Source organism: Sphingomonas abietis (assembly GCF_027625475.1).
Lineage (GTDB): Bacteria > Pseudomonadota > Alphaproteobacteria > Sphingomonadales > Sphingomonadaceae > Solisphingomonas > Solisphingomonas abietis.
The window spans coordinates 1269105-1291930 of record NZ_CP115174.1 but is presented as its reverse complement, the minus strand read 5'-3'; the positions used below and the strand labels follow the sequence as shown (position 1 = coordinate 1291930).

Annotated in this window: 23 protein-coding genes; 11 read left to right on the top strand and 12 right to left on the bottom strand. The window is 65.5% G+C overall.

Annotated features, from left to right (window positions below; genetic code table 11):
• The first annotated feature begins 173 nt into the window (after positions 1 to 173).
• A complete protein-coding gene (locus PBT88_RS06305) occupies positions 174 to 1928 on the top strand; it encodes a DUF885 family protein (RefSeq protein ID WP_270078362.1) in 1755 nt (584 codons plus the stop codon).
• Positions 1929 to 2044: 116 nt separating this feature from the next.
• On the opposite strand, the gene PBT88_RS06300 is transcribed toward PBT88_RS06305, so the two are convergent.
• Positions 2045 to 2569 (bottom strand): hypothetical protein, encoded by a 525-nt coding sequence (locus PBT88_RS06300; RefSeq protein ID WP_270078361.1) that lies wholly within the window; start codon positions 2567 to 2569, stop codon positions 2045 to 2047.
• Between the two features lie 114 nt (positions 2570 to 2683).
• Between PBT88_RS06300 and PBT88_RS06295 the strand changes: the two genes are divergently transcribed.
• Positions 2684 to 3349 carry a response regulator gene (locus tag PBT88_RS06295; RefSeq protein ID WP_270078360.1) on the top strand — a complete coding sequence of 222 codons (666 nt, stop codon included), beginning with the start codon at positions 2684 to 2686 and terminating at the stop codon, positions 3347 to 3349.
• Positions 3349 to 4791 (top strand): sensor histidine kinase, encoded by a 1443-nt coding sequence (locus PBT88_RS06290; RefSeq protein ID WP_270078359.1) that lies wholly within the window; start codon positions 3349 to 3351, stop codon positions 4789 to 4791. Before PBT88_RS06295 ends, PBT88_RS06290 begins: the two co-directional genes overlap by 1 nt.
• A gap of 28 nt (positions 4792 to 4819) precedes the next feature.
• Here PBT88_RS06290 and PBT88_RS06285 read toward each other — a convergent pair whose 3' ends face one another.
• Positions 4820 to 4996: a hypothetical protein gene (locus tag PBT88_RS06285; protein WP_270078358.1), complete on the bottom strand. Its 177-nt coding sequence runs from the start codon at positions 4994 to 4996 to the stop codon at positions 4820 to 4822.
• A 120-nt stretch (positions 4997 to 5116) separates the two neighbouring features.
• Positions 5117 to 5869, bottom strand: a complete 753-nt coding sequence (locus PBT88_RS06280; RefSeq protein ID WP_270078357.1) for an SDR family NAD(P)-dependent oxidoreductase — start codon at positions 5867 to 5869, stop codon at positions 5117 to 5119.
• 113 nt (positions 5870 to 5982) lie between these two features.
• Between PBT88_RS06280 and PBT88_RS06275 the strand changes: the two genes are divergently transcribed.
• Positions 5983 to 6894: a LysR family transcriptional regulator gene (locus tag PBT88_RS06275; RefSeq protein ID WP_270078356.1), complete on the top strand. Its 912-nt coding sequence runs from the start codon at positions 5983 to 5985 to the stop codon at positions 6892 to 6894.
• Positions 6895 to 6974: 80 nt separating this feature from the next.
• Here the strand turns inward: PBT88_RS06275 and PBT88_RS06270 are convergent, their stop codons facing one another.
• Positions 6975 to 8429, bottom strand: a complete 1455-nt coding sequence (locus PBT88_RS06270; RefSeq protein WP_270078355.1) for a GH1 family beta-glucosidase — start codon at positions 8427 to 8429, stop codon at positions 6975 to 6977.
• A 149-nt stretch (positions 8430 to 8578) separates the two neighbouring features.
• Between PBT88_RS06270 and PBT88_RS06265 the strand changes: the two genes are divergently transcribed.
• Complete coding sequence (locus PBT88_RS06265; RefSeq protein ID WP_270078354.1) at positions 8579 to 8899, top strand: hypothetical protein; 321 nt, start codon at positions 8579 to 8581, stop codon at positions 8897 to 8899.
• 21 nt (positions 8900 to 8920) lie between these two features.
• On the opposite strand, the gene PBT88_RS06260 is transcribed toward PBT88_RS06265, so the two are convergent.
• A complete protein-coding gene (locus tag PBT88_RS06260; protein WP_270078353.1) occupies positions 8921 to 9823 on the bottom strand; it encodes an AraC family transcriptional regulator in 903 nt (300 codons plus the stop codon).
• A gap of 94 nt (positions 9824 to 9917) precedes the next feature.
• Here PBT88_RS06260 and PBT88_RS06255 point away from each other — a divergent pair, with 94 nt between their 5' ends.
• Positions 9918 to 10664 carry an SDR family oxidoreductase gene (locus PBT88_RS06255; protein ID WP_270078352.1) on the top strand — a complete coding sequence of 249 codons (747 nt, stop codon included), beginning with the start codon at positions 9918 to 9920 and terminating at the stop codon, positions 10662 to 10664.
• 102 nt (positions 10665 to 10766) lie between these two features.
• Here the strand turns inward: PBT88_RS06255 and PBT88_RS06250 are convergent, their stop codons facing one another.
• Positions 10767 to 11597, bottom strand: coding sequence for an oxidoreductase (locus PBT88_RS06250; RefSeq protein WP_270078351.1), 831 nt, complete (start codon positions 11595 to 11597; stop codon positions 10767 to 10769).
• Positions 11598 to 11711: 114 nt separating this feature from the next.
• Here PBT88_RS06250 and PBT88_RS06245 point away from each other — a divergent pair, with 114 nt between their 5' ends.
• The gene (locus tag PBT88_RS06245; protein WP_270078350.1) at positions 11712 to 12605 is read left to right on the top strand and encodes a LysR family transcriptional regulator; all 894 of its coding nucleotides are present in this window, start codon (positions 11712 to 11714) and stop codon (positions 12603 to 12605) included.
• A 75-nt stretch (positions 12606 to 12680) separates the two neighbouring features.
• Here the strand turns inward: PBT88_RS06245 and PBT88_RS06240 are convergent, their stop codons facing one another.
• From PBT88_RS06240 to PBT88_RS06225, 4 genes are all read right to left on the bottom strand, one after another.
• On the bottom strand, positions 12681 to 12836 hold the full coding sequence (locus PBT88_RS06240; RefSeq protein ID WP_270078349.1) for a hypothetical protein: 156 nt from the start codon (positions 12834 to 12836) through the stop codon (positions 12681 to 12683).
• 353 nt (positions 12837 to 13189) lie between these two features.
• Positions 13190 to 16054: a TonB-dependent receptor domain-containing protein gene (locus tag PBT88_RS06235; protein WP_270078348.1), complete on the bottom strand. Its 2865-nt coding sequence runs from the start codon at positions 16052 to 16054 to the stop codon at positions 13190 to 13192.
• Positions 16055 to 16653: 599 nt separating this feature from the next.
• Positions 16654 to 18006 (bottom strand): FAD/NAD(P)-binding protein, encoded by a 1353-nt coding sequence (locus PBT88_RS06230; protein WP_270078347.1) that lies wholly within the window; start codon positions 18004 to 18006, stop codon positions 16654 to 16656.
• A gap of 120 nt (positions 18007 to 18126) precedes the next feature.
• Positions 18127 to 19101, bottom strand: a complete 975-nt coding sequence (locus PBT88_RS06225; RefSeq protein WP_270078346.1) for a LysR family transcriptional regulator — start codon at positions 19099 to 19101, stop codon at positions 18127 to 18129.
• Positions 19102 to 19205: 104 nt separating this feature from the next.
• On the opposite strand from PBT88_RS06225, the gene PBT88_RS06220 reads away from it, so the two are divergent.
• Positions 19206 to 19910: an SDR family oxidoreductase gene (locus PBT88_RS06220; protein ID WP_270078345.1), complete on the top strand. Its 705-nt coding sequence runs from the start codon at positions 19206 to 19208 to the stop codon at positions 19908 to 19910.
• Between the two features lie 26 nt (positions 19911 to 19936).
• Here PBT88_RS06220 and PBT88_RS06215 read toward each other — a convergent pair whose 3' ends face one another.
• Positions 19937 to 20530 carry a TetR/AcrR family transcriptional regulator gene (locus tag PBT88_RS06215; RefSeq protein WP_270078344.1) on the bottom strand — a complete coding sequence of 198 codons (594 nt, stop codon included), beginning with the start codon at positions 20528 to 20530 and terminating at the stop codon, positions 19937 to 19939.
• A gap of 70 nt (positions 20531 to 20600) precedes the next feature.
• On the opposite strand from PBT88_RS06215, the gene bdcA reads away from it, so the two are divergent.
• From bdcA to PBT88_RS06200, 3 genes are all read left to right on the top strand, one after another.
• Positions 20601 to 21314, top strand: a complete 714-nt coding sequence (bdcA, locus tag PBT88_RS06210) for an SDR family oxidoreductase (protein ID WP_270078343.1) — start codon at positions 20601 to 20603, stop codon at positions 21312 to 21314.
• Positions 21315 to 21351: 37 nt separating this feature from the next.
• A complete protein-coding gene (locus PBT88_RS06205; RefSeq protein ID WP_270078342.1) occupies positions 21352 to 21669 on the top strand; it encodes an EthD family reductase in 318 nt (105 codons plus the stop codon).
• 79 nt (positions 21670 to 21748) lie between these two features.
• Positions 21749 to 22594 (top strand): NAD(P)-dependent oxidoreductase, encoded by an 846-nt coding sequence (locus PBT88_RS06200; RefSeq protein ID WP_270078341.1) that lies wholly within the window; start codon positions 21749 to 21751, stop codon positions 22592 to 22594.
• Here the strand turns inward: PBT88_RS06200 and PBT88_RS06195 are convergent.
• Positions 22578 to 22757 carry a hypothetical protein gene (locus tag PBT88_RS06195; protein ID WP_270078340.1) on the bottom strand — a complete coding sequence of 60 codons (180 nt, stop codon included), beginning with the start codon at positions 22755 to 22757 and terminating at the stop codon, positions 22578 to 22580. The genes PBT88_RS06200 and PBT88_RS06195 overlap by 17 nt on opposite strands.
• Between the last annotated feature and the right edge of the window lie 69 nt (positions 22758 to 22826).

The following is a 22826-nucleotide window of genomic DNA, read 5'->3' as shown; positions in this document are numbered from 1 at the left end:
GATCGGATCCACCTGGAAATCGCGATTGACAGGCCGCGATACTCCCACATAGTATTCCGTATACGATAAATATGTTCTGACGAGATTGTTCCTCGATCTCGTCGCGGCGTCGGATATTTCGCGCCGGCCAGCCTGCTTTTGGAGATGCCTTCATGCGGATATCCGACCGAAACATGAGTCGCTGGGCAGCGACTTCGGCGATCGCCGCCGCCTTGTTCCTCACGCCCGCAGGCATGGCGGCAGAACCAGCTGCGAATGCACCCGATATCGCGCGCCAGATGCCGCAGATCGTCACCAATTACACGGCCGATTATAAGAGTCTGGCGGCGACGTACCGGATATCGTTCGCTCCGATCACCACGGCGCGCTTCGACACCTTCTACCGCGATCAACTGGCGACATTGAACAAGGTCGATTTCGACGGCCTGCGCAGCCAGGAAGACCGGGTCGATTATCTCCTGCTCAAAAACTACATCACCGGCCAGCAGCACCAGCTCGCGCTGCTGCAGCACCATGCCGAGGAGATGGCGCCGCTTCTGCCCTTTGCCGGCACGATCGAAACCTTCATCGACCAAAAGCGGCGCATGGTCCGCCCCGACGGCGAGCAGGATGCCGCGGCGCTGACCGCCATCACCAAGAGCATCGCCGCGGCAAAGCTCCAGTTCGATCCGTCGCGGCCCGGCGCGAAGAAGACCACAGCGGTGATCGCCAACCGCGCGATGCTCGCGAGCATCGAACTCCAGAACGAATTGCACGCCTGGTATGGCCAATATGACGGCTACGACCCGCTCTTCACCTGGTGGGCGGAGGCGCCGTACAAGGACGCGAACGCGGCGATCACCGATTATATCGGGTTCCTGAAGAACAAGCTGGTCGGCATCGCGCCGGACGACAAGACGACGATCATCGGCGATCCGGTCGGGCGGGAGGCGCTGATCGCCGATCTGCACGACAACATGATCTCCTACACGCCCGAAGAACTGATCGCGATCGCCCAGACCGAATATGACTGGTGCATGCGGGAAATGCTCAAGGCATCCCGCGAGATGGGGTATGGCGACGATTGGCACGCCGCCGTCGAAAAGGCCAAGCAGATGCACGTCGCGCCGGGCGAGCAGCCGGACGTGATCCGCAATCTGGTGCTGGAAGGCAGCAATTTCGTGGAACAGCACGATCTCGTGACGGTGCCGCCGCTGGCCGACGAGACGTGGCGGATGATCATGATGACCCCGGAGCGCCAGCTGGTGAACCCGTTCTTCACCGGCGGCAACGAACTGAGCGTCTCCTATCCCACCGACAGCATGTCGTTCGACCAGCGCGAGATGAGCATGCGCGGCAACGCCACGCCTTTGTCGCACGCGACGGCGTTTCACGAGATGATCCCCGGGCACTTCCTGCAATTCTACATGGGCGCGCGCTACAATCCCTATCGCCAGCAGTTCGCGACGCCCTTCTGGCATGAGGGCAACGCGCTCTGGTGGGAAATGCTGCTCTGGGACATGGGCTTCGACAAGACGCCCGCCGAGAAGGTCGGCGCCCTGATGTGGCGGATGCATCGCTCCGCCCGGATCATCTTCACGATGAACTTTCATCTCGGCAAGTGGACGCCGCAGGAATGCGCCCAATATCTGATCGACAATGTCGGGTTCGAGCCGGACAATGCGACCGCCGAGGTGCGGCGATCCTTCAATGGTTCGGTCGGGCCGCTCTATCAGAGCGCCTATCTGCTCGGCGGGCTGCAATTCCGCGCGCTTCACCATGAATTGGTGGATTCGGGCAAGATGACCAATCGCGACTTTCATGACGCGATTCTGCATGAAAATAGTATGCCGATCGAATTCCTGCGCGCGGATCTGGAAAATCAGAGCCTCTCGAAAGACTTTTCGACCCGCTGGAAATTCTACGGCGATCATCCCACCCATCGTTGACGCCATGCGGTCGAGACGGGGCGGCAAGTCGCGACCGGCATAATCGCCGACGCGCGGTCGGCCCGCTTCCGGGGCGCGAGGCACCGGAAGCGGGCGCGAAATCCCCGGGCTGCGATTTAGGCGGCCGGCGCAGGCGCCTTCGGGGCCGGCGGCGGCGGCGGTCCCTGATCAGGCCCCTGCATGTCGTCGCCGTCGGGCCCCGGATGACCGTGATGCCCGTCATGACCATGACGCCCCGGCGGCGGCCCGAGCGGCGTCACCGTGCCGGCAGCATCGACCAGGAAAGAGGGATGGAAGCTGTCCCGATCGAACCGGCCCTGCACCGCAATCACGGCGCCCAGCGGCGCGAGCGTATCGCCGTCGCGATGTGGCCCCCCATCGATGAGCGTCCGCCCCGTGCCATCGTCGACGACCAGATGATCGCCGAAGCTTTCGGCGACGCGGCCCCGGACGGTGACGATCCCCTGCGCCTTGGCGAGATCACGGATGGCGACGATGTGGGTCGGCGCCATTTCGATCGGCGGGCGGAATGCGTGGCTGATGGCGCCGCCGCCGATGCCGCCGACCGCGAGCAAGCCGATCGCGGCCAGGCCGAGCTTGAGGCGTCGTGCGACGGGAGAAGTGGTTTCGGACGTGGACATCGGGGTCTCCTTTGATGGTGCCCACGTTGTAGCCTCGGTCGTCCGACCCACTCTGAACCGGCTCGTTCAGTTTCGGTTTAGGGCGATGGCCTAGCCCGGTCTGCGGAGGTGATGATGCGCGTGCTGCTGGTGGAAGACGATATCGCGCTGGCCGATGCGATCGCGCGGGCGCTGCGCGCCGAATCCTTTGCGGTCGACGTCGCCGACAATGGCGAGGATGGCGGCCATCTCGGCGAAACCGAGGCCTATGACGTCGCCGTGCTCGATCTCGGCCTGCCCAGGCGCGACGGCCTTTCGGTGCTGGCGCAATGGCGTGCGGTCGGCCGCATGTTGCCGGTGCTGGTCCTGACCGCACGCGATGCCTGGTCGGACAAGGTGCAGGGCTTCAAGGCCGGCGCCGACGATTATCTGGTCAAACCGTTCCGCGTCGAGGAACTGGTGATGCGGCTGCGCGCGCTGGTCCGCCGCGCCGCCGGCCATGCGGCCAGCATCATCCAATGCGGCCCGCTCCATTTCGAGGCGCAGACCGGCCAGTTCCAGATCGACGGCCTGCCGCTCAAGCTCACCGCGTTCGAATGGCGCGTGCTGTCCTGCCTGATGCTGCGCAAGGAGGCCGTGGTCGAACGGCTCGATCTGCTCGAGCGCGTCTATGAGGGCGATGCCGATGTCGATTCCAACTCGCTCGAGGTGATCATCGGCCGCCTGCGCCGCAAGATCGGCGCGGATCACATCGAAACGGTGCGCGGCCTCGGCTATCGGCTGACGGCGGCGGCCGGCTGATGCGCCTGCTGCCGAAATCGCTGACCGGACGGTTGCTGGTGACGGCGGGCGTCGCGATCGCCGTGGCGCTGGTCTTCGCCGCGCTGACGATCGGCCATGTGCTCGAACGGTTCGTGATGCACGGGCTCGACGATCGGCTCGACGCGCAGATCGCGGTCGTGGCGCGATCGGCAAGGCCGGACGGCACGATCGATCCGGCGCTCGCCACCGATCTCCCGCCTTATGACCGCGCGGGATCGGGATGGGCGTGGCAGATCATCACGCCGACCCGCACGCTGCGATCGGCTTCGCTCGGCCCCGCCGACCTGCCACTTCCGCCCGGATGGGATCAGCCCCCCCGCTGGGACTGGGCAGCGCACCATCATCGGCATGAGGGCGCCCCGACGCGGCCCCGACCGCTCGACGGCATCGATCAGAGCGGACAGCCGGTTCATTATCGCATCCTCACCCTGCAGACTGCGGCAGGCCCGATCGACATCGTCGCGGCGGGTCCGCGGGACATCGTCGAGCGGCCCTGGCGGGCGGCCATGACGCCCCTGCTCGTCTCGCTGCTGCTGCTCGGCGCCTTCCTCGCGCTGGCGCTCCTCCTCCAGCTTCGGATCGGCCTCCGCCCCCTCAGCCGCCTGACCGCGCTGCTCGGAGAAGTCCGTGAGGGCCGGCTGTCGCACGTCGACGTCGACGAACCGACCGAGCTGCTTCCGCTGGTCGAGGAACTGAACGCGCTGATCGCCACCAACGCGCAGGCGCTGGCACGCGCACGCGGCCATGTCGCCAATCTCGCCCATGGGCTCAAGACGCCGCTGGCGACGCTGCGGCTGGACCTCGATCATCCGCAGATCGATCCCGAAGGCCGCCTCGCCGAGCAGGTCATGCGCATGGAAGGGCAGATCCGGCATCATCTCGGCCGGGCGCGTGCCGCCGAGCCGGGCGCCGCCGCCAGCACCACCGTCGCGCTGCGGGCGTGCGTCGATGATCTCGCGCAGGCGATGGGTCGCATCCACGCGGATCGCGCGATCGTGCCGCAGATCGACATCGCGGCGTCGGTCGCGATCCGTTGCGATCCGCAGGATCTCGACGAACTGCTCGGCAACCTGCTCGACAATGCCTGGCGCTGGGCGCACGCTACCGTCCAAATCGTCGCTGATGAGGAAGATCGGCAGGTCCATATCGTCATCGCCGACGACGGCCCCGGCATGAGCGATCAGGAGATCGGCGAAGCCCTGATCAGGGGCCGGCGGCTCGACGAGCGGGCGAGCGGGCACGGCTTCGGCCTGTCGATCAGCCGGGAACTGGTCGAGCTGCACGGCGGATCGCTCGATCTCGCCCGCTCCGATCTCGGTGGCCTGGAGGTTCGCATCCGGCTGCCGCGAATTCGCGATAAGGCACCGGCGATGCGCGACGAGCCCGATCGAGCTTCACGGGATGGTCCAACACGGCCATGAGCTCGGTTTCGATCATGCCGGTTCATCGTCACCCCGACAGGTCAAGGCGGACCTTGCTCAACTCCGTCCTGGCTTTCAGCAGAACGTCCCGCTCGTAATCGCTCGACCATCCAAGCGCGATCATCCCCTCCAATCTCTCCGCCGCCGCCGAACCATATAATTCTGCAAGATCGATCACGAGGTTGCGGCCGGCAGCGGCAACCATAAGCCGCCTTCTCCATCGCTCCCACATCGACGCCACCCACGATTTTTCCGACAATCAGCAGACGTCGCCGATTCGAAAAAACCGCAGATGGCGTTCCATGCCGAAAGGCGGAGAGACGGATCAGATCTGCGCCTGACCGCCATCCACGAAGAGTTCGACACCGTTGATGTACGAGGCGTCGTCAGAGGCGAGGAACAGGACGGCCTTGGCGATTTCCTCGGGCTCGCCGATGCGGCCGGCAGGAATCTGCCCAATCAGATAATCCTTGGTGCCCTGCGCCTGATCGCCACCGCCGAACAGATCGTTGAGGCCGGCGGTCTCCGTCAGGCCGGGGCTGACCACGTTCACCCGGATATGCCGCTCCTTCAGATCGAGGATCCAGCTGCGCGCGAAATTCCGCACCGCCGCCTTGGTCGCCGAATAGACGCTGAAGGCGCCGGTGCCCTTGATGCTGGTGGTCGACGAGGTGAGGATCACCGCGCCGCCGTCGCGCAGCAGCGGCAGCGCCTTCTGTACGGTGAACAGCACGCCCTTCACATTGCTGTCGAAGATGCTCTGATAATGCGCCTCGGTGATCGCGCCGAGCGGGGCGAGTTCGCCGCCCCCGGCATTGGCGAAGACCACATCGATCTGCTTATGCTGCTGCTGGACCGCATCATACAGCCGGTCGATGTCGGCCAGCACCGCCATGTCGCCCTGCACGCCGGTCACCCGGCCGCCAATCTGCTTCACGGCCGCGTCGAGCGCCGCCTGGCGGCGGCCGGTGACGAACACCGATGCGCCTTCCGCGGCGAAGGCCTTGGCGGTGGCGAGGCCGATGCCGCTGGTGCCGCCGGTCACCACCACGACCTTGTTGCCGAACTTGTCTGCCATCGTCTGTTCCTTCGAGGTCCGGCCAAGCGCCGGTGCCCGGTGAAGATGCGACGACAACGATGATGCCTGTAGTCGGCAAATATGGCACTTATCGTTCCATAGGAGGAACGCTGATGCGGATCGATCTCAACGACTATGCCTATTTCGCCGAGGTGGTGACGCATGGCGGCTTCGCAGCGGCCGGGCGCGCGTTGCGGGAACCCAAGTCGAAACTCAGCCGGCGCATCGCAGGGCTGGAGGAGCGATTGGGCCTGCGCCTGATCGAACGATCGAGCCGCCGCTTCCGCGTCACCGACACGGGCCAGGCGTTCTACGAGCGATGCCGTGCCATATTGGCGGAGGCCGAGCAGGCCGAGGCGCTGGTCGTGCAGGCGCAGGTCGAGCCGCATGGGCGGATCCGCGTCAGCTGCCCGACGGGGATGCTCCAGCCGATTTCGGGCCTGATCTCGGCGTTTCTCACGCGCTATCCCAAGGTGCGGCTGCAACTCGTCGCGACCGATCGTGCCGTCGATCTGATCGAGGAACGGATCGACCTGGCGCTGCGCGTGCGGGCAAGCCTGACCAGCGACGCCGCGCTGACCATGCGCTCGCTGGGGCGATCGACCCGCATCCTGGTGGCCCACCCGCGGTTCGCCGGCCGGATCGACAGGATCGAGCAACTGACCGAGCTGCCGGCGCTGGCCACCGACGATGCGGCGGATGATCTCGAATGGCATCTGGAAACGGAGGATGGCCGCAAGCATGTCGTGCGCGTCGTCCCGCGCATGGGCTGCGAGGACATGGTGGCGGTTCGCGACGCCGCGATCGATGGCCTCGGCGTCGCGATCCTTCCCGATCATGTCTGCCTCGATGCGCTGAGGTCCGGGCACCTCGTCCGCATCCTGCCCGAATGGCGCGGGCTGCAGGGGATCGTCCATCTCGTCTTCACGACGAGGCGGGGGCTGCCGCCCGCCGTCCGTGCCCTGATCGATCATCTCGCGGCGGGTTTTCCCCGCGATATCAGCGGCCGGACATTGGCGGGCTAGGCGGTCGCCGAAAAACCGCATGTCCCACCATTTCCGGCCGCGATGTCAGGCCACGACCCGGCGGAGCCGTCTCGCCCTGATCAGACCAGGGCGTTGCGACGGATCAGTTCGCCATACCATTGCGCGCTGAGCTTCGGGGTCCGCTTCAACGTGGCGAAATCGACATAATGGACGCCGAAGCGCTTTCCATAACCATCCGCCCACTCGTAATTGTCCATCAGGCTCCAGAGGAAATAGCCCTTGAGCGGCAGCCCCTCGCGCGTGGCCCGCTGGAACTGGCCGAGATAGTTGCGCAGATACATGACGCGATCGGGATCATCGACGCGACCGTCGACCATCTGATCGTCGGCCGAACAGCCATTTTCGGAGATATAAAGCGCCTTCGGCTGCCACAGGTCATGGACGCAGCGCACGCCCCAATAGGCGACCTCCGGCCCGACATACAGCCATGGCGAGGCCATGCGCGGCGACGATGGCTGGTGCGGCAGGACGACATAGCCCGGCGCCGCATCGTCCGCCCGGACATAGGAGGGGGTGTAGACATTGAGCGCCACGAAATCGACCGGACTGCTGATCACTTTCATGTCGCCGTCCTGCACCTTCGGCGCATTGGCCCCCTCGGCCTCGAGATAGCTGTCGATATACCGGCCTTCCATGATCGCGGTGAGGAACATCGCGTTGACCTCGCGGGTCGCCTTGCGGGCGGCCGCGATATGCGCCTCGGTCTCGATCACCGGCACGAAGAAGCTGGTATTGTCGGCAAGGCCGACCTGGGTGCCGCGCCGTGCGTGGGCGCGGATCGCCTGGACGCCGAGGCCATGCGCCAGCACGCCATGATGGCGCACCTGGTTGACCTGGGCCGGCGGCAGCTTGAGGCCCGGCGCGTGGATACCCTGCATATGGCCGAGATCGGTGAAGCAGCGCAGTTCGTTCACCGTCATGAAGTGGCTCACCCGATCCGACAGGCGGCGGGCGACCAATGCCGCATAGTCGGCGAACGCATAAGCGGTATCGCGGTTCTGCCAGCCCCCCGGCAGCGCCTGCGGCAGATCCCAGTGGAACAGCGTGACATAGGGCGTGATACCGTTGGCGAGCAGATCGTCGATCACCCGATCATAATGATCGAGGCCCTTGGGATTCTCCTGCCCCCTGCCCTCCGGCACGATCCGCGACCAGGCGAGCGACATGCGATAGGCCTTCACGCCCATCGCCTTCAACAATTGCGTGTCCTCCTGGTAGCGATGATAGCTGTCGCAGGCGACGTCGCCCGTATCGCCATTGGCAACCCGCCCCGGCGTATGGGCGAAGACATCCCAATTGGTCTCGCCACGCCCATCTTCCTTGACCGCACCTTCGATCTGGTAGGATGCGGTCGCACATCCCCAGAGAAAATCGGGAGGAAAGGGGCCGCCATTCCCTGCCGGCTGGGCTCCCGCCCCCGACGCGGCGGCGGCGGCCGTCGCCGGCCCCGTCGTCGCCAGCGCTGCGGCGCCGAGCCCGATCATCCCCAGTTCGCGGCGATTCCATTCACTCATGATCCGTTCCCATCCTTCCCTGCATCCTCGTGATCCGCACCTAGCCATCCTTCTACCGGCTCCCAGGCGCAACCGTGATCACGGCATCGCACCAGCAGGCCAGAGGGACTTTGATGTCATGCCATCCTAACCATGCTACGCATATCGCTATGCTTCAGACCCACAGGCTTGCCGGTATCGTCGACGTCGAAGGCGCTCAATATGAGTGGGAGGTCCGGCGCGAACCGCAGTGGAGCGAGTCCGATGGCTGGCAGGGCATGACGATCGCCTTGCTGCAGAAGGACACGCAGCGCGGTGCTTTGCTGGAATTCCCGCCGCCGAAGCGCTTGCTGAAAGGCCTGCAGCGGGGCCGCCTCCAGATCAACGACGCGATTGTCGCGCGGGGTGTCCGCTCCGCCTTGCTGGCCGGCTGGGAGCCCTCGTCCCGCGGCAAGCCGATGTGGTTCATGGTCGACGCCGACGGCAATTGACCGGCTGCCCTCCGTGACCGTTCAATCGGCCTCCAGTTCCCGCCCATAGACGCTGGGCGGCACCCCGACGTGGCGGGTGAACGCCACGCTGAAGGTGCTGGCGGAACCATATCCCACCCGGCGGGCGATCTGCGCGACATTGCCCTCCCGCAGACGCAGCAGATTCTTGGCGAGGATCATCCGCCAATGCAGGAGATATTCCATCGGCGACATGCCGACGGTCTGCCGGAAGCGATCGAAAAATGCCGATCGGGACATGGCGGAGGCTCTCGCCAGATTGGCGACGGTCCAGGCTTCGGTGGGGCTTTCGTGGATGCACCGGATCGCCGCCGCCACGCGATCGTCGCCGAGCCCCTTGAGAACCCCGCTCGGGCAATGCGGCCCGGATGAACGGAGCGCCTCGATGAAGAGCAGTTCCATCAGCCGCGCCAGCACGACGTCGCGCGCCGGCCTCTCGCTGCGGAACTCCTGCACGGCGAACTGGATGAGCGTGGTCAGCCGTCCCTCGCCCCGCGCATGGATCAGGGCCGGCAGAAGCGTCACCAGCAACGCGGAATCGGTCGAACCGAAGGCACAATAGCCGATGAGCATGCGAAGGTCCGGTTCGGCCTCTTGATCTCCGATCCGGAAGACGTTGGGACGAACCTCGGTCGGCATCGATGTGAGGTCCGTCGTCACGCCGGCGGCGAGGCTGGACGACGCGAAATCATAGGCCGCGGGAATGAGGACGAAATCGCCTTGCTCCACGACGATCGGGTCGCTGCCCTGCACCTCCAGCCGGATCGCGCCCTGCAACATGGCGCAGAAGAAAGGTCGGCCCTGTTCGGCCCGCCGGACGCGCCAGGCGCCCGCCCCTTCGACGAACTTGGAATAGGAGAGGTCGGGTTGCAGCAGGCTCACCACCTGCGCGAGGGGATCGATCATTTCTGGACGGCCGCTAACGGATCATGGACGTTCGATTGTAGAAGGTCGCGTGCAAAAATCTATCTCTCTCCCGTCCCTGACAGGAGATGATGATATGCCCACCATATTGATTACCGGCTGTTCCTCGGGCTTCGGCCTCGATACCGCGCGCCTCTTCGCCGATCGCGGATGGGACGTCGTCGCGACGATGCGCTCGCCCAAGGACGACATCCTGCCCCCGTCCGATCGCCTCCGGGTCGTCGCGCTCGACGTGACCGATGCCGCCAGCATCGCCGCCGCCATCGAAGCGGCCGGGCCGATCGATGCGTTGGTCAACAATGCTGGCATCGGCTTCCTCAACGCGCTCGAAGGCACGCCGATGGCCGATGCGCGCGCGATATTCGAGACCAACACGCTCGGAACCATCGCCATGACCCAGGCCGTGCTGCCGCAGTTCCGCGCGCGTCGCGCCGGCGTGATCGTCAATGTGACATCGTCGGTCACTCTCAAGACGCTGCCCTTGCTGTCGGTCTACACCGCCAGCAAGGCGGCGGTAAACGCCTTCACCGACGTCATCGCGCTGGAGCTGGCGCCGTTCAACATCCGCACCCGCGTCGTGCTGCCCGGCCGGGCGCCAGACACGCGGTTCGGCGAGAATGCACGGACGCGCATGACGGGCGGCTTCCCGGAACCCTATGCGGAGATGGTGCAGCAGGTCTTCGCCGGCTGGGAACAGGATAGCGGGCCGATCACGGAATCGGGCGATGTCGCCGACGCCGTCTGGCAGGCCGTCACCGACGAGGCCGCGCCGGCGCATATTCCGGCGGGGCGCGACGCCATCGCCGCAGCAGAGGCGCGTTAAGCCGATTAGGCCGACGGCCCGGCGCGAACCCCTCGCGCCGGGCCAGCCCTTGCTGGCAAGGATGGACCGCCGCACGCCCGGCGCCGCGACATGGACGTGCCGTCAAACCGGCATGTCGGTAGACAGCGTCACCTCTTCCCAGGCCTCGAACTCGGCGTTCAAGCCGGCGAGCTTCTCGGCCACCAGCCGCGACGCATCCGAGCCGAGCAGCAGATGGGCCGGCGGATCGTTCGCCGCCACCAGCGTCATCACCGCGGCCGCCAGCCGGGCCGGATCGCCAAGCTGCCTGCCGCTCGCGGCCTGGCGCCGCTCCCGGATCGGGTCCATCAGCGCGTCGTAATCGGCGATCGAGCGCGCCGCCCGCACCATCGATCGGCCCGCCCAATCCGTCCGGAACGAGCCCGGCTCGATCGCCGTGACGTGGATGCCGAGATGCTTCACCTCCTTGCCGAGGCTCTCGGAGATGCCCTCCAGCGCGAACTTGCTGCCATGATAATAAGCGAGCCCCGGCATCGTCATCAGGCCGCCCATCGAGGTGATGTTGAGGATATGACCGGCGCGGCGCGCGCGCATCCGGGGCAGCACCGCCTTGATCGTCGCGACGGCGCCGAAGACATTGGCGTCGAACTGCCGCCGCAACTCGTCCATCGTCGATTCCTCGACCAGCCCTTCATGGCCATAGCCCGCATTGTTGATGAGGATGCCGATCGCGCCGATCTCCCACTCGATGCGGTCGATCGCCAGGGGGATCGCCGCCTCGTCGGTGACATCGAGCAGCACCCCATGGGCACGGCCGGGCGCCAGCGCCTCGAAGGCGGCGCGGTCGCTTTCCTTGCGGACGCTGCCGGCGACCACATCGCCCGCTGCCAGCGCCGCCTCCGCGATCGCCCGCCCGAAGCCGGAACTGACCCCGGTAATGAACCAGATACGCATGATGTGCCTCCATTCGAACGTCGGGCGATCCGGCCCCTGCGCATGGTCCTACTCTGGGGAAAGCAATGAGATAATCGACTGGATTTTCGTCAGGGTAGTGAGCAATATTCAGCAATGCGCCCGATCGATCCCGGTGACCTCGCGAGCTTCCTCGCCATCGCCCGCCACGGCAGCTTTCGCCGTGCGGCCGATCAGATGGGCTGCACGCCGTCCGCGCTCAGCCACGCGCTCAGGGCGCTGGAGGAACGGCTCGATGTCAGGCTGTTCAACCGCACGACCCGCAGCGTCGCGCTTACCGAGGCCGGCGAGCAGCTCTATGCGCGCGTCGCCCCGGCCTTCCGGGATATCGACGATGCGCTGGACGATCTGAACAATTTCAGGGGGACTCCCGCCGGCACGCTCCGGCTGAACTGCGCGCGGTCGTCGGCCGAAATGGTGGTGCGCCCGATCGTCGGCCGGTTCCTGGCCGCCCACCCCCAGGTCAAGGTCGATCTGGTGGTGAGCAACGGGCTGATCGATCTCGTCTCCGGCGGCTTCGATGCCGGCATCCGCTTCGGCGAGACCATCGCCCAGGATATGATCGCCCTGCCGATCGGGCCGCGCCAGCGCTCGGCCGTGGTCGCCTCGCCGGCCTTTCTGGAACGCCATCCCCGCCCCGCTCGCCCGGAGGATCTGAAGACGCTGCCCTGCATCCGCCTGCGGTTCGACAGCGGCCGCCATTATGCCTGGGAGTTCGAGCGCGGCGGCGTCGACATCGCCGTCGAGGTCGATGGCCCGCTCACGATGAACGACCAGTCGCTGATGGTCGAGGCGGCGCTCGACGGGATCGGACTGGCCTATGCGTTCGAGGGCCAGGTCGAGACGCTGCTCGCCAGCGGCCGGCTGGTCCGCCTGCTCGAGGATTGGTGCCCCGATTATGCCGGCTTCTATCTCTATTATCCGGGTCGCCGGCAGTTGCCTGCGGCGATGCGGGCTTTCGTCGATTTCGTCCGAAGCGAAACGGTATAGCCGCCGATCGGTGCGCTTCCGATGCGCGTCACCGGCAGGCCGAGCGGGTCCGATCGTCAGGCCCGCCCACCCACGTTACGCCGACTGATCGTGGCCCGGCCCGTCAAGATAGGCTTCCATCTTTTCCATATAGTCGCGCTGCTCATCGGAGAGATCATTCTGCGCTTCCAAGATGCGGCGCATCACACATGCAGGGCTCTCGACATGGTCATTGGCATCGTTGCTGGTCATCAGAATCGGTCTCGCTCTGAAATGCTGCACTGCAATCAATATGGCCCACGATTATTAATCTCTGCCGAACGGGATGCGGCTTTCATGCGAGTGGACGTCCAACGTCGATCGGCGGGTCCGCCCGCCAATCACACGAGGCCGGGGTTTGCCGACGCTTCTGATCCATCGATTCCGACCACCACGTGCTGGGCCTCCAATGTCTACGATATCGTGCCGCTATCTTGCGATGCGGCATCCATCGCTCCGGCATCGATCCGTAGAGCCTTTGCGGCCAACGAAACGGAAGAGCCGAGCCGCTCCCATCGGCGCCAACAGCTGGGGCCATGCATCCGAACGCACGGCCCCCTCGCTTCCTACATCTTAACTTTGACGTTCACCCGGAAGTAACGCCCCATAATCGCGTCGAAATCCTTATTCTCCGAATAGGAACTGCCGTAAGGGAAAGGCACCTTGAGGCCGAAGACATTGTCGACGATCAGGCGGATATCGAAGTGATTGGTCGTCTTGATGCCGACGGACGTGTCCGCCATCCAGTAGGGACTGACGCGCGGATATTGATAGGCATCATAATTGTTGGGATCGACATCGGTCGGCCCGTAATAGCTTACCGTCCACAGCCAGTCGAAACGATTGGTCTTCCAATCGATGTTGGCGACGACCGAGTCCTTGGGATTGGAAACATTGTCGAGCACCTCCTCCTGATCGGCCTCGCCGGTCTTGGTGAAGTGCTTGAACGTATGCAGATAGGTCGCCGAAAGATCGAGCGCGCCGGCGCCCGTCGGCAGGCCGAGACGGTCGAGCGGGAAGCTGTAGGCGATCCCCGCCTGCAATGCGCGGAACTTCTCGATTGCGATGTTGGTGAAATTGTCGGTGTACGACGTCACCTGATGATTGGCGTCGCGCGTGAACGTGCTGCAATAGGGGTTGGACGGAAAGTCGCTTGAATCGTAGCAGGCATCCATCTCGTTGGTCAGCCCCGCCTCGGTGATCTCGTTGGCGATATTGATGCTGATATAGTCCGCCGACAGCGAGAAGCCGGGCAGGAAATGCGGTTGCAGCACGCCGCCGGCCGTCCAGCTGTCTGCCTTCTCGTTCTGCAGGTTGACGTTGCCGCCGGAGCTGCCCTCGGCGGTGGCGTCGGCGACATGCGACACGAAATCGGTCGGAATGCCTTCCGCCGCACAATTTTTGGCGCGCTGCGCGGGGTTGGCGCCACCGCTGATGAAGCGGGGATCGCACGGATCATTGGCGGTTTCGAACGTCGAGCCAGTCGGCGAGAATAGTTCGGTGACCGACGGCGAGCGGAAGGACCGCGTATAGTTGCCACGGAACGTCACGCCGCTGACCGGGGAATAGGTGCCGCCGCCGGTATAGGACCAGAAGCCGCCCGTGAGGCTGTTGTCCGTATAGCGTGCCGAGCCGCTCAGATCGAGGCTGTGGATCAACGGGACATGCATGTCCGGGCTGACCAGCGGAATGGCGAGTTCGCCGAAGCCTTCGTTGGTGTTGTAGGAACCGGCGACCGGCGTGATCGGGATGCTGTTGCCATATTGCACATAGCTGCCGTCGCTCTGCTCCTCGCCGCGATAGAAAGCGCCCGGATCGAAGCTCTGGCTTTCGCGGCGATGCTCGTAGCCCAGCACGATCTTCACATCGCCCGCGGGCAGCGTCAGGATCGAACCCTTGACGTCGGCGACGGCATCAAACTGGGTATCGACCTGGTGGGTCTTGGCCAGCGCCGTGACGTAATTCAGCGCAGACTGGCTTTCATTGCCGGCGCCGAAGATATCGAGCGGCGCGCACGTGCTGCTCCCCGTCTGGATGCTGGCGTTGGTGTAGCCCGATGCGCATTGGATCTGACCATTGCCCCCTACCACCGCGTCGAGGGCGTTGAAGAAGTTCTGGGTGACCAGTTCGCGTTCGGACGTCACCGTGCTGACGTGGCCGTAATTCACCGTCGCGTCCCAGGTGAAGTTGCGGCTGCCGATGGTGAAATCGCCGTCGAGGCCGCCGACGATCCGCCACAAATTGGTGGTCGAACGGAAGGCACCGGTTTCGAGATCGGTATTGGCCCGTGCTAGATAGAAGTCGTTGCTGGCGTTGTTGGTGCCGTTGGCAGCGTTGACGGCGGCGTTGATCGTCGCCGAGTCCGCCGCGCTGAGATAGGGGTTGCTCGTGTTGAGGATCAGGTTGCCGTTCGCGGTGCCGGCGGGATCACCGAAGTCGGCGGTGCTGTAATAAGGCTGATCGGCGAGATTGGCGGCGGTGTCGTGGCTCGCCCAGAATTCGCCATGGAAGCGGATATGGTCGGTCAGCTCGTAATTGGCGAGCAAGGTGCCCTGGATGCGCTTGCTCTCGGTCAGGAGATTTCCATAGTCGTTGATGGGGAAGCCATCGCCGCCGACCTCCGAGTCCCCAGTTGCCAAGGGGATGCCGTCGGTGAATTGCGTAAGATGGCCCGACTTGTTGAAGTTGAGCGCCTGACCTGCCGCATTGGTCACGCTGGCATAGGGCTGGCCCGAGATGATCGGATAGGAGTCGGCGACCATCGGCAGGCCGGTGTTCGTGAAGATCGAGTATTTATACCCGCCCGTTTTGTAGAGCTGATACTGATAGTTTCCCGCCGGATTGTAGCCGAAGAACGGGCCTTCGCTGCTCGTGATGTTGCGATCCGCCGTCGTCAGACCAGACTGGTGATCATAATAGACATTGGCCGTGATATTGCCGCGCCCATCGGCGAAATTCTTGCCGGCGAGGAACGAGAAATTATAGTCCTGCCCGTCGCCTTTCTGCGAGATGCCCTGCGAGCCGTCGAGTTCGACGCCCTGATAATTCTTTTTGAGGATGATGTTGACGGTGCCGGCGATCGCGTCCGAACCATAGATTGGCGCACCACCCACCGAAACGACGTCGATGCGATCGACGAGGCCGGGCGCGATCTGCCCCAGATCAACCGGCGAACCTTGGACTGCGCCGAACAGCGACGAGGTGGAAGAGCTGACGAACCGGTTGCCGTTGACCAGCGCCAGAGTCCTCTGCGCACCGAGATCATACATGTTGACGAAGGTCTGGCCGGCACCGAACGAACCCTGCGAACCGACATTGCTGTTGCCTGGGACGCCGAATGCAGGAGAGTTGGTCAACGCCTGCCCGATATTGGTGTAGCCCTGATCGTTGATGGTCTGCCCGCTCAGGATCGAGATAGGCAGATCCGTCACGCTCTTCTGGCTAAGCCGGGATCCGGTGACCACGATCTCGTTTTTCGGAAGCGTGGCCTCGGTCTTCGACGGCGAAGGCGAATCTGATTGCGTTGCCGGGACGGGCGTCTGTCCCGAAGGCTGGGCTGTCGAATCCGTCTGGGCAAGGGCGGCCGTGGCGTTCAGCATCAGATAGAGGGAAGCGCCACCTGCCATCAGGGCGGCACGAACATTTTTTACTTGGAATGACTTTCGGCCCATGCTGCCGCTATCGATAAATACGCGCATACAAAACCCCTACTGCTGCCCGAACCTCCCGGTCCTGATGGCACAGCATGACAACGACTAGGGTTCGTCAATCTAAGCGCGTCGATCCGACCGAAATTCGCAAGATGTGTCACAATATCGCAACGCAAAACGAAATACGCAGAAACATGATGCCGATATCGACCCAGTAAGAATGTCGATATCGACACATTTGGAAATATCTGCACACATTCGCGCATTCTAGAATTCGTGCGGGGCTCGCCCCTTTCGTTTGGGATATGATCGGATCGACAGAATCATCGCCTTGTTGTGGCTCGATGCCGCCCCAGTGACTGCGGAGATTGGCGAGCTTCTCAGAGCCCGTCGCCCTCGACCCACTGGGCGTTGGCGAGGCGACGCGCGACCGACCAGACCTGCCGCCGGATATCCGGCACGGCGATGATCTCCCAGAAGGCGCCGCGGGTCATCGGCCCCAGCACCAGCAGACTGTCCGACGCTCCGCCGGCGGTGTCGATCGCGCGCGAATCCTGATCGACATCGATGCCGATATGCAACGGATCGGGGCGAAGCATCCCGCGACGATGAAGCGCGGCCAGCAGCGGATCGGATGTCGTCGCGAGATCGCCTTGGGGTCCGGTGCCGTTGACCAGCCGCCGGGCGGTCAGGGTGCGGATGTCGTCCCCGCCGCGCGGCCGATACCGCACTTCCACCCCTGCCGCCGTCGGCGTGGCCGAGACCAGGCGGCCCGCGACGATCTCCAGCCGGCCTTCGCGCTGCATCCGCTGGAGCCGCTCGGCGACATGCGGCGCGATCCGGTGGCGATGCACGTCCCACCAGGGGCGCAGATGGCGGAGGAAGCGCTGGCGCTCGGGAAGTGCCATCGCCCGCCACAGGCTTTGGGTAAAGGGCCGCAAATCGTCGACGGCGACCCGCCAATCGACTTCGCGGGACCGCGCGCGCAACGCCCGCGTCGCCGCGATGGCGGTCGGCCGGGGGCGTTCGCTGCGGCCGCCCGGCACCCCGCCATGGACATGTTCGCGCGGTGCCAGGCCCCGCCGCGACAAGGCCAGGATCCGCCCCTCGAAGCCCCGTGCGTCCATCAGCAGCGCGACGTCCACCATCGTCAACCCGGTGCCGAGCACGACCATATTGTCGTCCGGCGCGAGATCGGATGCGATGTCGATGCACCAAGGGTCCGGCACATAGCAGCCCGGCGACAGCGTGGCCGGATCGAGCCCATGCGGCGCGGCGGGCAGGAGATTGCCGGACGCCAGCGCGACCACGTCCGCCGCGATCCGGCGCCCGTCGTCCAGACGGAGGTTCATCGCCGCCCCCGCCCCGTCGACGTCGACCACCTGGCCCTGCACCAGCCGCAGGCGGTCGCCATGCTGCGCGACGGCCTCGGCCAGCAATTCGCCGAGATAATCGCCATAGATACGGCGCGGCACGAACCCCGACGATGGCTGGAGCGCGCGCGCATCGAGCCACCGGACGAAATGATCGGGATCATCCGGCAGCGCGCTCATATTGCCCGCCCGCACGTTGAGCAGATGCTCGGGGTGGATCGTCGAATAGGCGGCGCCGCGCCCGGTCTGCGGGCGCCGCTCGATGATGGTGACGCTCGGGCCGCCATGGCGCAGGATGTTGATCGCCAGCAGCGTGCCGGTGAAACCGCCGCCCACGATCGCCACATGCCGGCCGGTCACGAAGGGTGCCGTCCGGCCGTCATCACAGGTCCGATCATCATGTCGCCGACAGGCGGGAGGGGCAAAGGGCGGTCATGCGGCATGACATGTGGCATAGCTCGCCGGCCTGCAAGCCACCAATCATCGCGCGTCCATCGCATAGGAGGGCGCGGCCCGACGACACACGGCGATCACCGTTTCGCGCAGCCAGCGATGGCCCGGATCGGCGTCCATGCGCGGGTGCCACATCGCCGAGATCTGGATTTCGGGGGTCGGCACCGGCAGCGCGAAGGCGGTCAGCCCCATGGCGAGCGGATCGTCGCCGTGCAGGCAGGAGCGCGGCACCAGCGCGATCAGGTCCGATCGTCGCGCGATCCGCATCGCATCGGGAAAGCCGGGCACGACCACGACGATATTCCGCTCCAGCCCGATCTGCCGTAGCGCCTCGTCGACCGGCCCGGTGAAGCGGCCCCGGCGCGAGGCCACGACATGATCGCACGCCGCATAGCGCTCGGCCGTCAACGGTGCCGCCAGCAGCGGATGATCGGCGCGCGCCGCGCCGACGAAGCCATCCCGAAGGATCAGCTGGGTCCGCACCTCGGGGGCGAACGCACCCAGCACCCCGATCTCCAGATCGATCTCGCCTTCGCGGAGCGGATCGGAATGCTTGTCCGGCTTGGGCGAGAAACGCAGCCGGATGCGGGGCGCCGCCGCCGTCAGGGCGGCGACCAGCGGTGCGGCGAACAGGTCCACGAAGCCCTCGCTGGCGCGGATCGTGAACGTCCGCGCGATCGTCGCGAGGTCGACACGATCCGCCTGCGGGCGCAGCACCGCCCGGGCATCACGCGCGAGGACATGCACCCGATCACGGATCTCGGCGGCGCGGGGCGTCGGCACCAACCCCCGCCCGGCGCGCACCAGCAAGGGGTCGCCGATGATTCCACGCAGCCGCGCCAACGTGCGGCTCATCGCCGACGCGCTCAGGCCGAGGCGCCGTGCCGCGCCGGTCACGCTGCCTTCCTCGAGCAGCGCGTCGAGGGCGGTGAGCAGGTTCAGGTCGATATCGTCCATCGGTTCCGCATAGCGGAAACCCGCCGTCGAGACAGGGCGTTTCATGCAATCATATCATGCGTGGCGTGCGTCTGGCGCCACCATCGTCATGTCGCCTATGCCGCCTGCGACACCATGACCCCGTTTCCTGACGTAGAGGCGATCTCCCGATGACCCGCGATGCCGAACCGAACACTATCCTCATCGTCGGCGCATCGCGCGGGCTGGGTCACGCCATGGCGGCCGAATTGCTGACGAGGGGGTGGAACGTCACCGGCACGGTGCAGGGCGGCCGGACGGAACTGCATGATCTGGCCGAGGCCAACCCCGGACGGGTGGCGATCGAGACGCTCGACATCACCGATGCCGATCAGATCGCGGCGCTGCGCGATCGCCTTGCCGGTCAGACGTTCGACATCCTGTTCGTCAACGCCGGCACCGCCGATCGCGATCAGCGCCAGACCATCGCCACCGTTCCGACGGAGGAGTTCGTGCGCGTGATGGTCACCAACGCGCTGGGCGTCATGCGCACCGTCGAGGGGCTGGAGGGGCTGGTGCCGGCAGACGGCGTGATCGGCGTCATGTCCTCGGGACAGGGCAGCATCGCCAACAATGTGCGGGGCGGAAACGATGTCTATCGCGGCAGCAAGGCCGCGCTGAACCAGTATATGCGGAGCTTCGCCGCCCGCCAGGCCGATAGCGGGCGCGCGATGCTGCTGATGGCGCCGGGCTGGATCCGCACCGCGCTGGGCGGCCCGGATGCGCCCTTCGGCCTGGAGGAAACGATTCCCCCGATCGTCGACGTGCTGCTCGCCCAGCAGGGCGGGCGCGGCCTGCGCTATCTCGATCGCCACGGGCAGACGGTGCCCTGGTAGGCGAGCGCGCGGCGGCCCTGCGCCGCTCAGCCTGCTGCGAGCAAGGACGGCAGCACGCCAGCCGCCAGCCTCGCGACCGCCAGCAGCCGTTCCGCCTCCATCCCTTCCCGCGCGCTGGCGGACAGGCCGGACATGGTGCTGGCGACGAAATCGGTGGCCGCCGATGCCACCGCCGGGTGCGACGCGGCGATGAAGGCGTGAAGCTGCTCACGCCGCCTCTCCGCCGTCAGCCTCGCAAGCCGGACATGCTCGTCGGCGGGATCACCCCGCAACGCCTCGAGCACCAGACAGCCCCGCGCATCGGGATCGGCGGCATAGCTGGAAGCCGCCCGCTGGAGCAGATCGGCGAGCGCCTCCACCGGCCGGCGGCCGGGACGCAGGATATCCTCGAGCGCCAGCGCCGCAGCCGCATAGCGATCGAGCACCCGCCCGAAAAACTGCGCCTTGCTGCCGAAAGCGGCATAGAAACTGGGTGGATTCACCCCGATCGCCGCCGTGAGCGCGGCGAGACCGACCTGCTCATAGCCATGCGCGTGGAAAAGCCGCTGCCCGGCGACAACAGCCTTCTCGGGATCGAAAATGCGGGGTCGCCCCCGGCTCCTGCGGTTTTGATCATGCATGACGATAGGGCCTTGAAGCCTCCCCTTTGATATATATGTAGCACTCGCTAGTTTATTCAAGGAGCATGTAATGGCGGAGTCTTCGGGACGGAAGGTGCTTGTCGTCGGCGGAAGCCGGGGCATTGGTGCGGCGATCGTGCGGGCCTTTGCCGGCGAGGGCGCGAGCGTCGCCTTCACCTATGCGGGATCGGCCGATGCCGCCGCGGCGCTGGTCGACGAGACGGGCGCGCGGGCGGTTCGCTCCGATGCTGCGGATCGCGATGCGCTGGTGGGCACGGTGCGGGCTGAGGCGCCGTTCGATATCCTGGTCTACAATGCCGGCCTGCTCCTCACCGGTGATCCGCTGACGCTGGATGCCGATGCGGTCGATCGGCTGATCGACGTGAATGTGCGCGGCGCCTATCATGCCAGCGTCGAAGCGGCGCGCGCGATGCCGGCGGGTGGCCGCATTATCGTCATCGGTTCCACCAACGGCGATCGGATGCCGTTCGACGGCCTGGCCGCTTATGCCATGAGCAAATCCGCCCTGCAGGGCATGGCGCGCGGGCTGGCGCGTGATTTCGGGGCGCGCGACATCACCGTGAACGTCGTTCAGCCGGGACCGACCGACAGCGACATGAACCCCGCGGACGGGCCGCATGCCGCGATGATGCACAGCGTCATGGCGATCAAGCGGCACGGCACCGCCGACGACGTGGCCAGCCTCGTCCTCTACCTTGCCGGACCCCATGCGGGCGGCATCACCGGCGCGATGCACACCATCGACGGCGGTTTCGGCGCCTGAGCGTTACCCCTTCTCCCGACGAACGAGGATCAGCAGCATGACAGAGCAGACCGGCCCGACCATCGTCTACGTCTCCTACCAGGGCACGCCGGAGACGCATTTCGATCGCGAATATTATGTGACGCAGCACATCCCGCTCCTGACCCGCTCGTGGCAGCCTCACGGACTGGAAAGCGCCGCCGCTTTCTTCCGTGCCGTGGACGAGCCCGGCACCATCGCGATCTGCGAATTGCGTTTCCGCGATGCGGATGCGCTCACCGCGGCGATGGCGGCCCCCGAAACCCAGGCGGTGATGGCCGACGTGGCGCAGTTCACGGCCATCAAGCCGATGCGGGTGCGCGCCGCCGCGATGTGACCAGATGCGGCGTGGTCCGCATGGACCGGCACGGCCCCGATCGTCTTCGGGATCACGCCAGACAAGGAAGGAAGAGACTATGCAGATCGGATTCATCGGCCTCGGCCAGATGGGGCGTGCGATGGCGAAGAACCTTGCCGCGGCGGGCCATGATGTCCGCGCCTGGAACCGCTCGGGCGGATCGATCGACGGCGTGACGATGCTCGGCTCCCCGGCCGACGCGTTCGACGCGGACGCCGTGCTGACCATGCTGTCGGACGACGACGCCCTCCGTGAGGTCGTGCTGACCCCGGATCTGCTGGCCGGCGCACGCGCGGGTGTCGTCCATGTCGTCGCCTCGACCATTTCCGTCGCCTTCGCGCATGAACTCGTGGCGGCGCACGCGGCGGCCGGGATCGCCTATGTCGCCGCCCCGGTGCTCGGCCGGCCGGATGTCGCCGCCAAGGGCGAACTCCATATCCTCAGCGCCGGCGATCCGGCGGCGGTCGCGACGGTTCGGCCGATCCTGGAGGTGATCGGTGGCCGCATCTGGGACATGGGCATCGAGCCGCCGACCGCCAACGCCGCCAAGATCGCCTGCAACATGATGATCACGATGGCGATCGAAGCGATGGCCGAAGCCGTGGTGCTGACCGAAGCTCATGGACTGCCGCGCAACGATTTTTTCGACCTGATCCTCGGCACCCTGTTCGGCAGCCGTGCCTATCAGGTCTATTCCGCCACCATCGCCAAGGGAGATTATGAGCCGGGGTTCAAGGCGACGCTCGGCCTCAAGGATCTCCGGCTCGCCCGTGAAGCCGCCTCCGGTGCAGGCCGGCCATTGCCGATGCTCGATGCCGTGCATGGTCGCATGAAGGAGACGGTCGGCGCTGGCTTGGGCGATCGTGACTGGTCGATCATGGCCAAGGTCACGATTGACGGATGATCCGGACGGGATCGCCTGGAATCTTATATAGCTGCTCGATCAGTTCGGTCATGCGGTCGTCCATCGATGACAGCGGATCACCAAAGCTCCGCCGCAATTGGACTCCGAACGACGTCAGCGAGCCGGGCGATCCGGCACGCGGCAATTCCCATATCACGCTCATCGCGGCATCCTCCTGAGGAGTCAGCGTCTGGAGCAGGTAAATGGCTCCCGCCGTTCCGCCGCCGTAGCA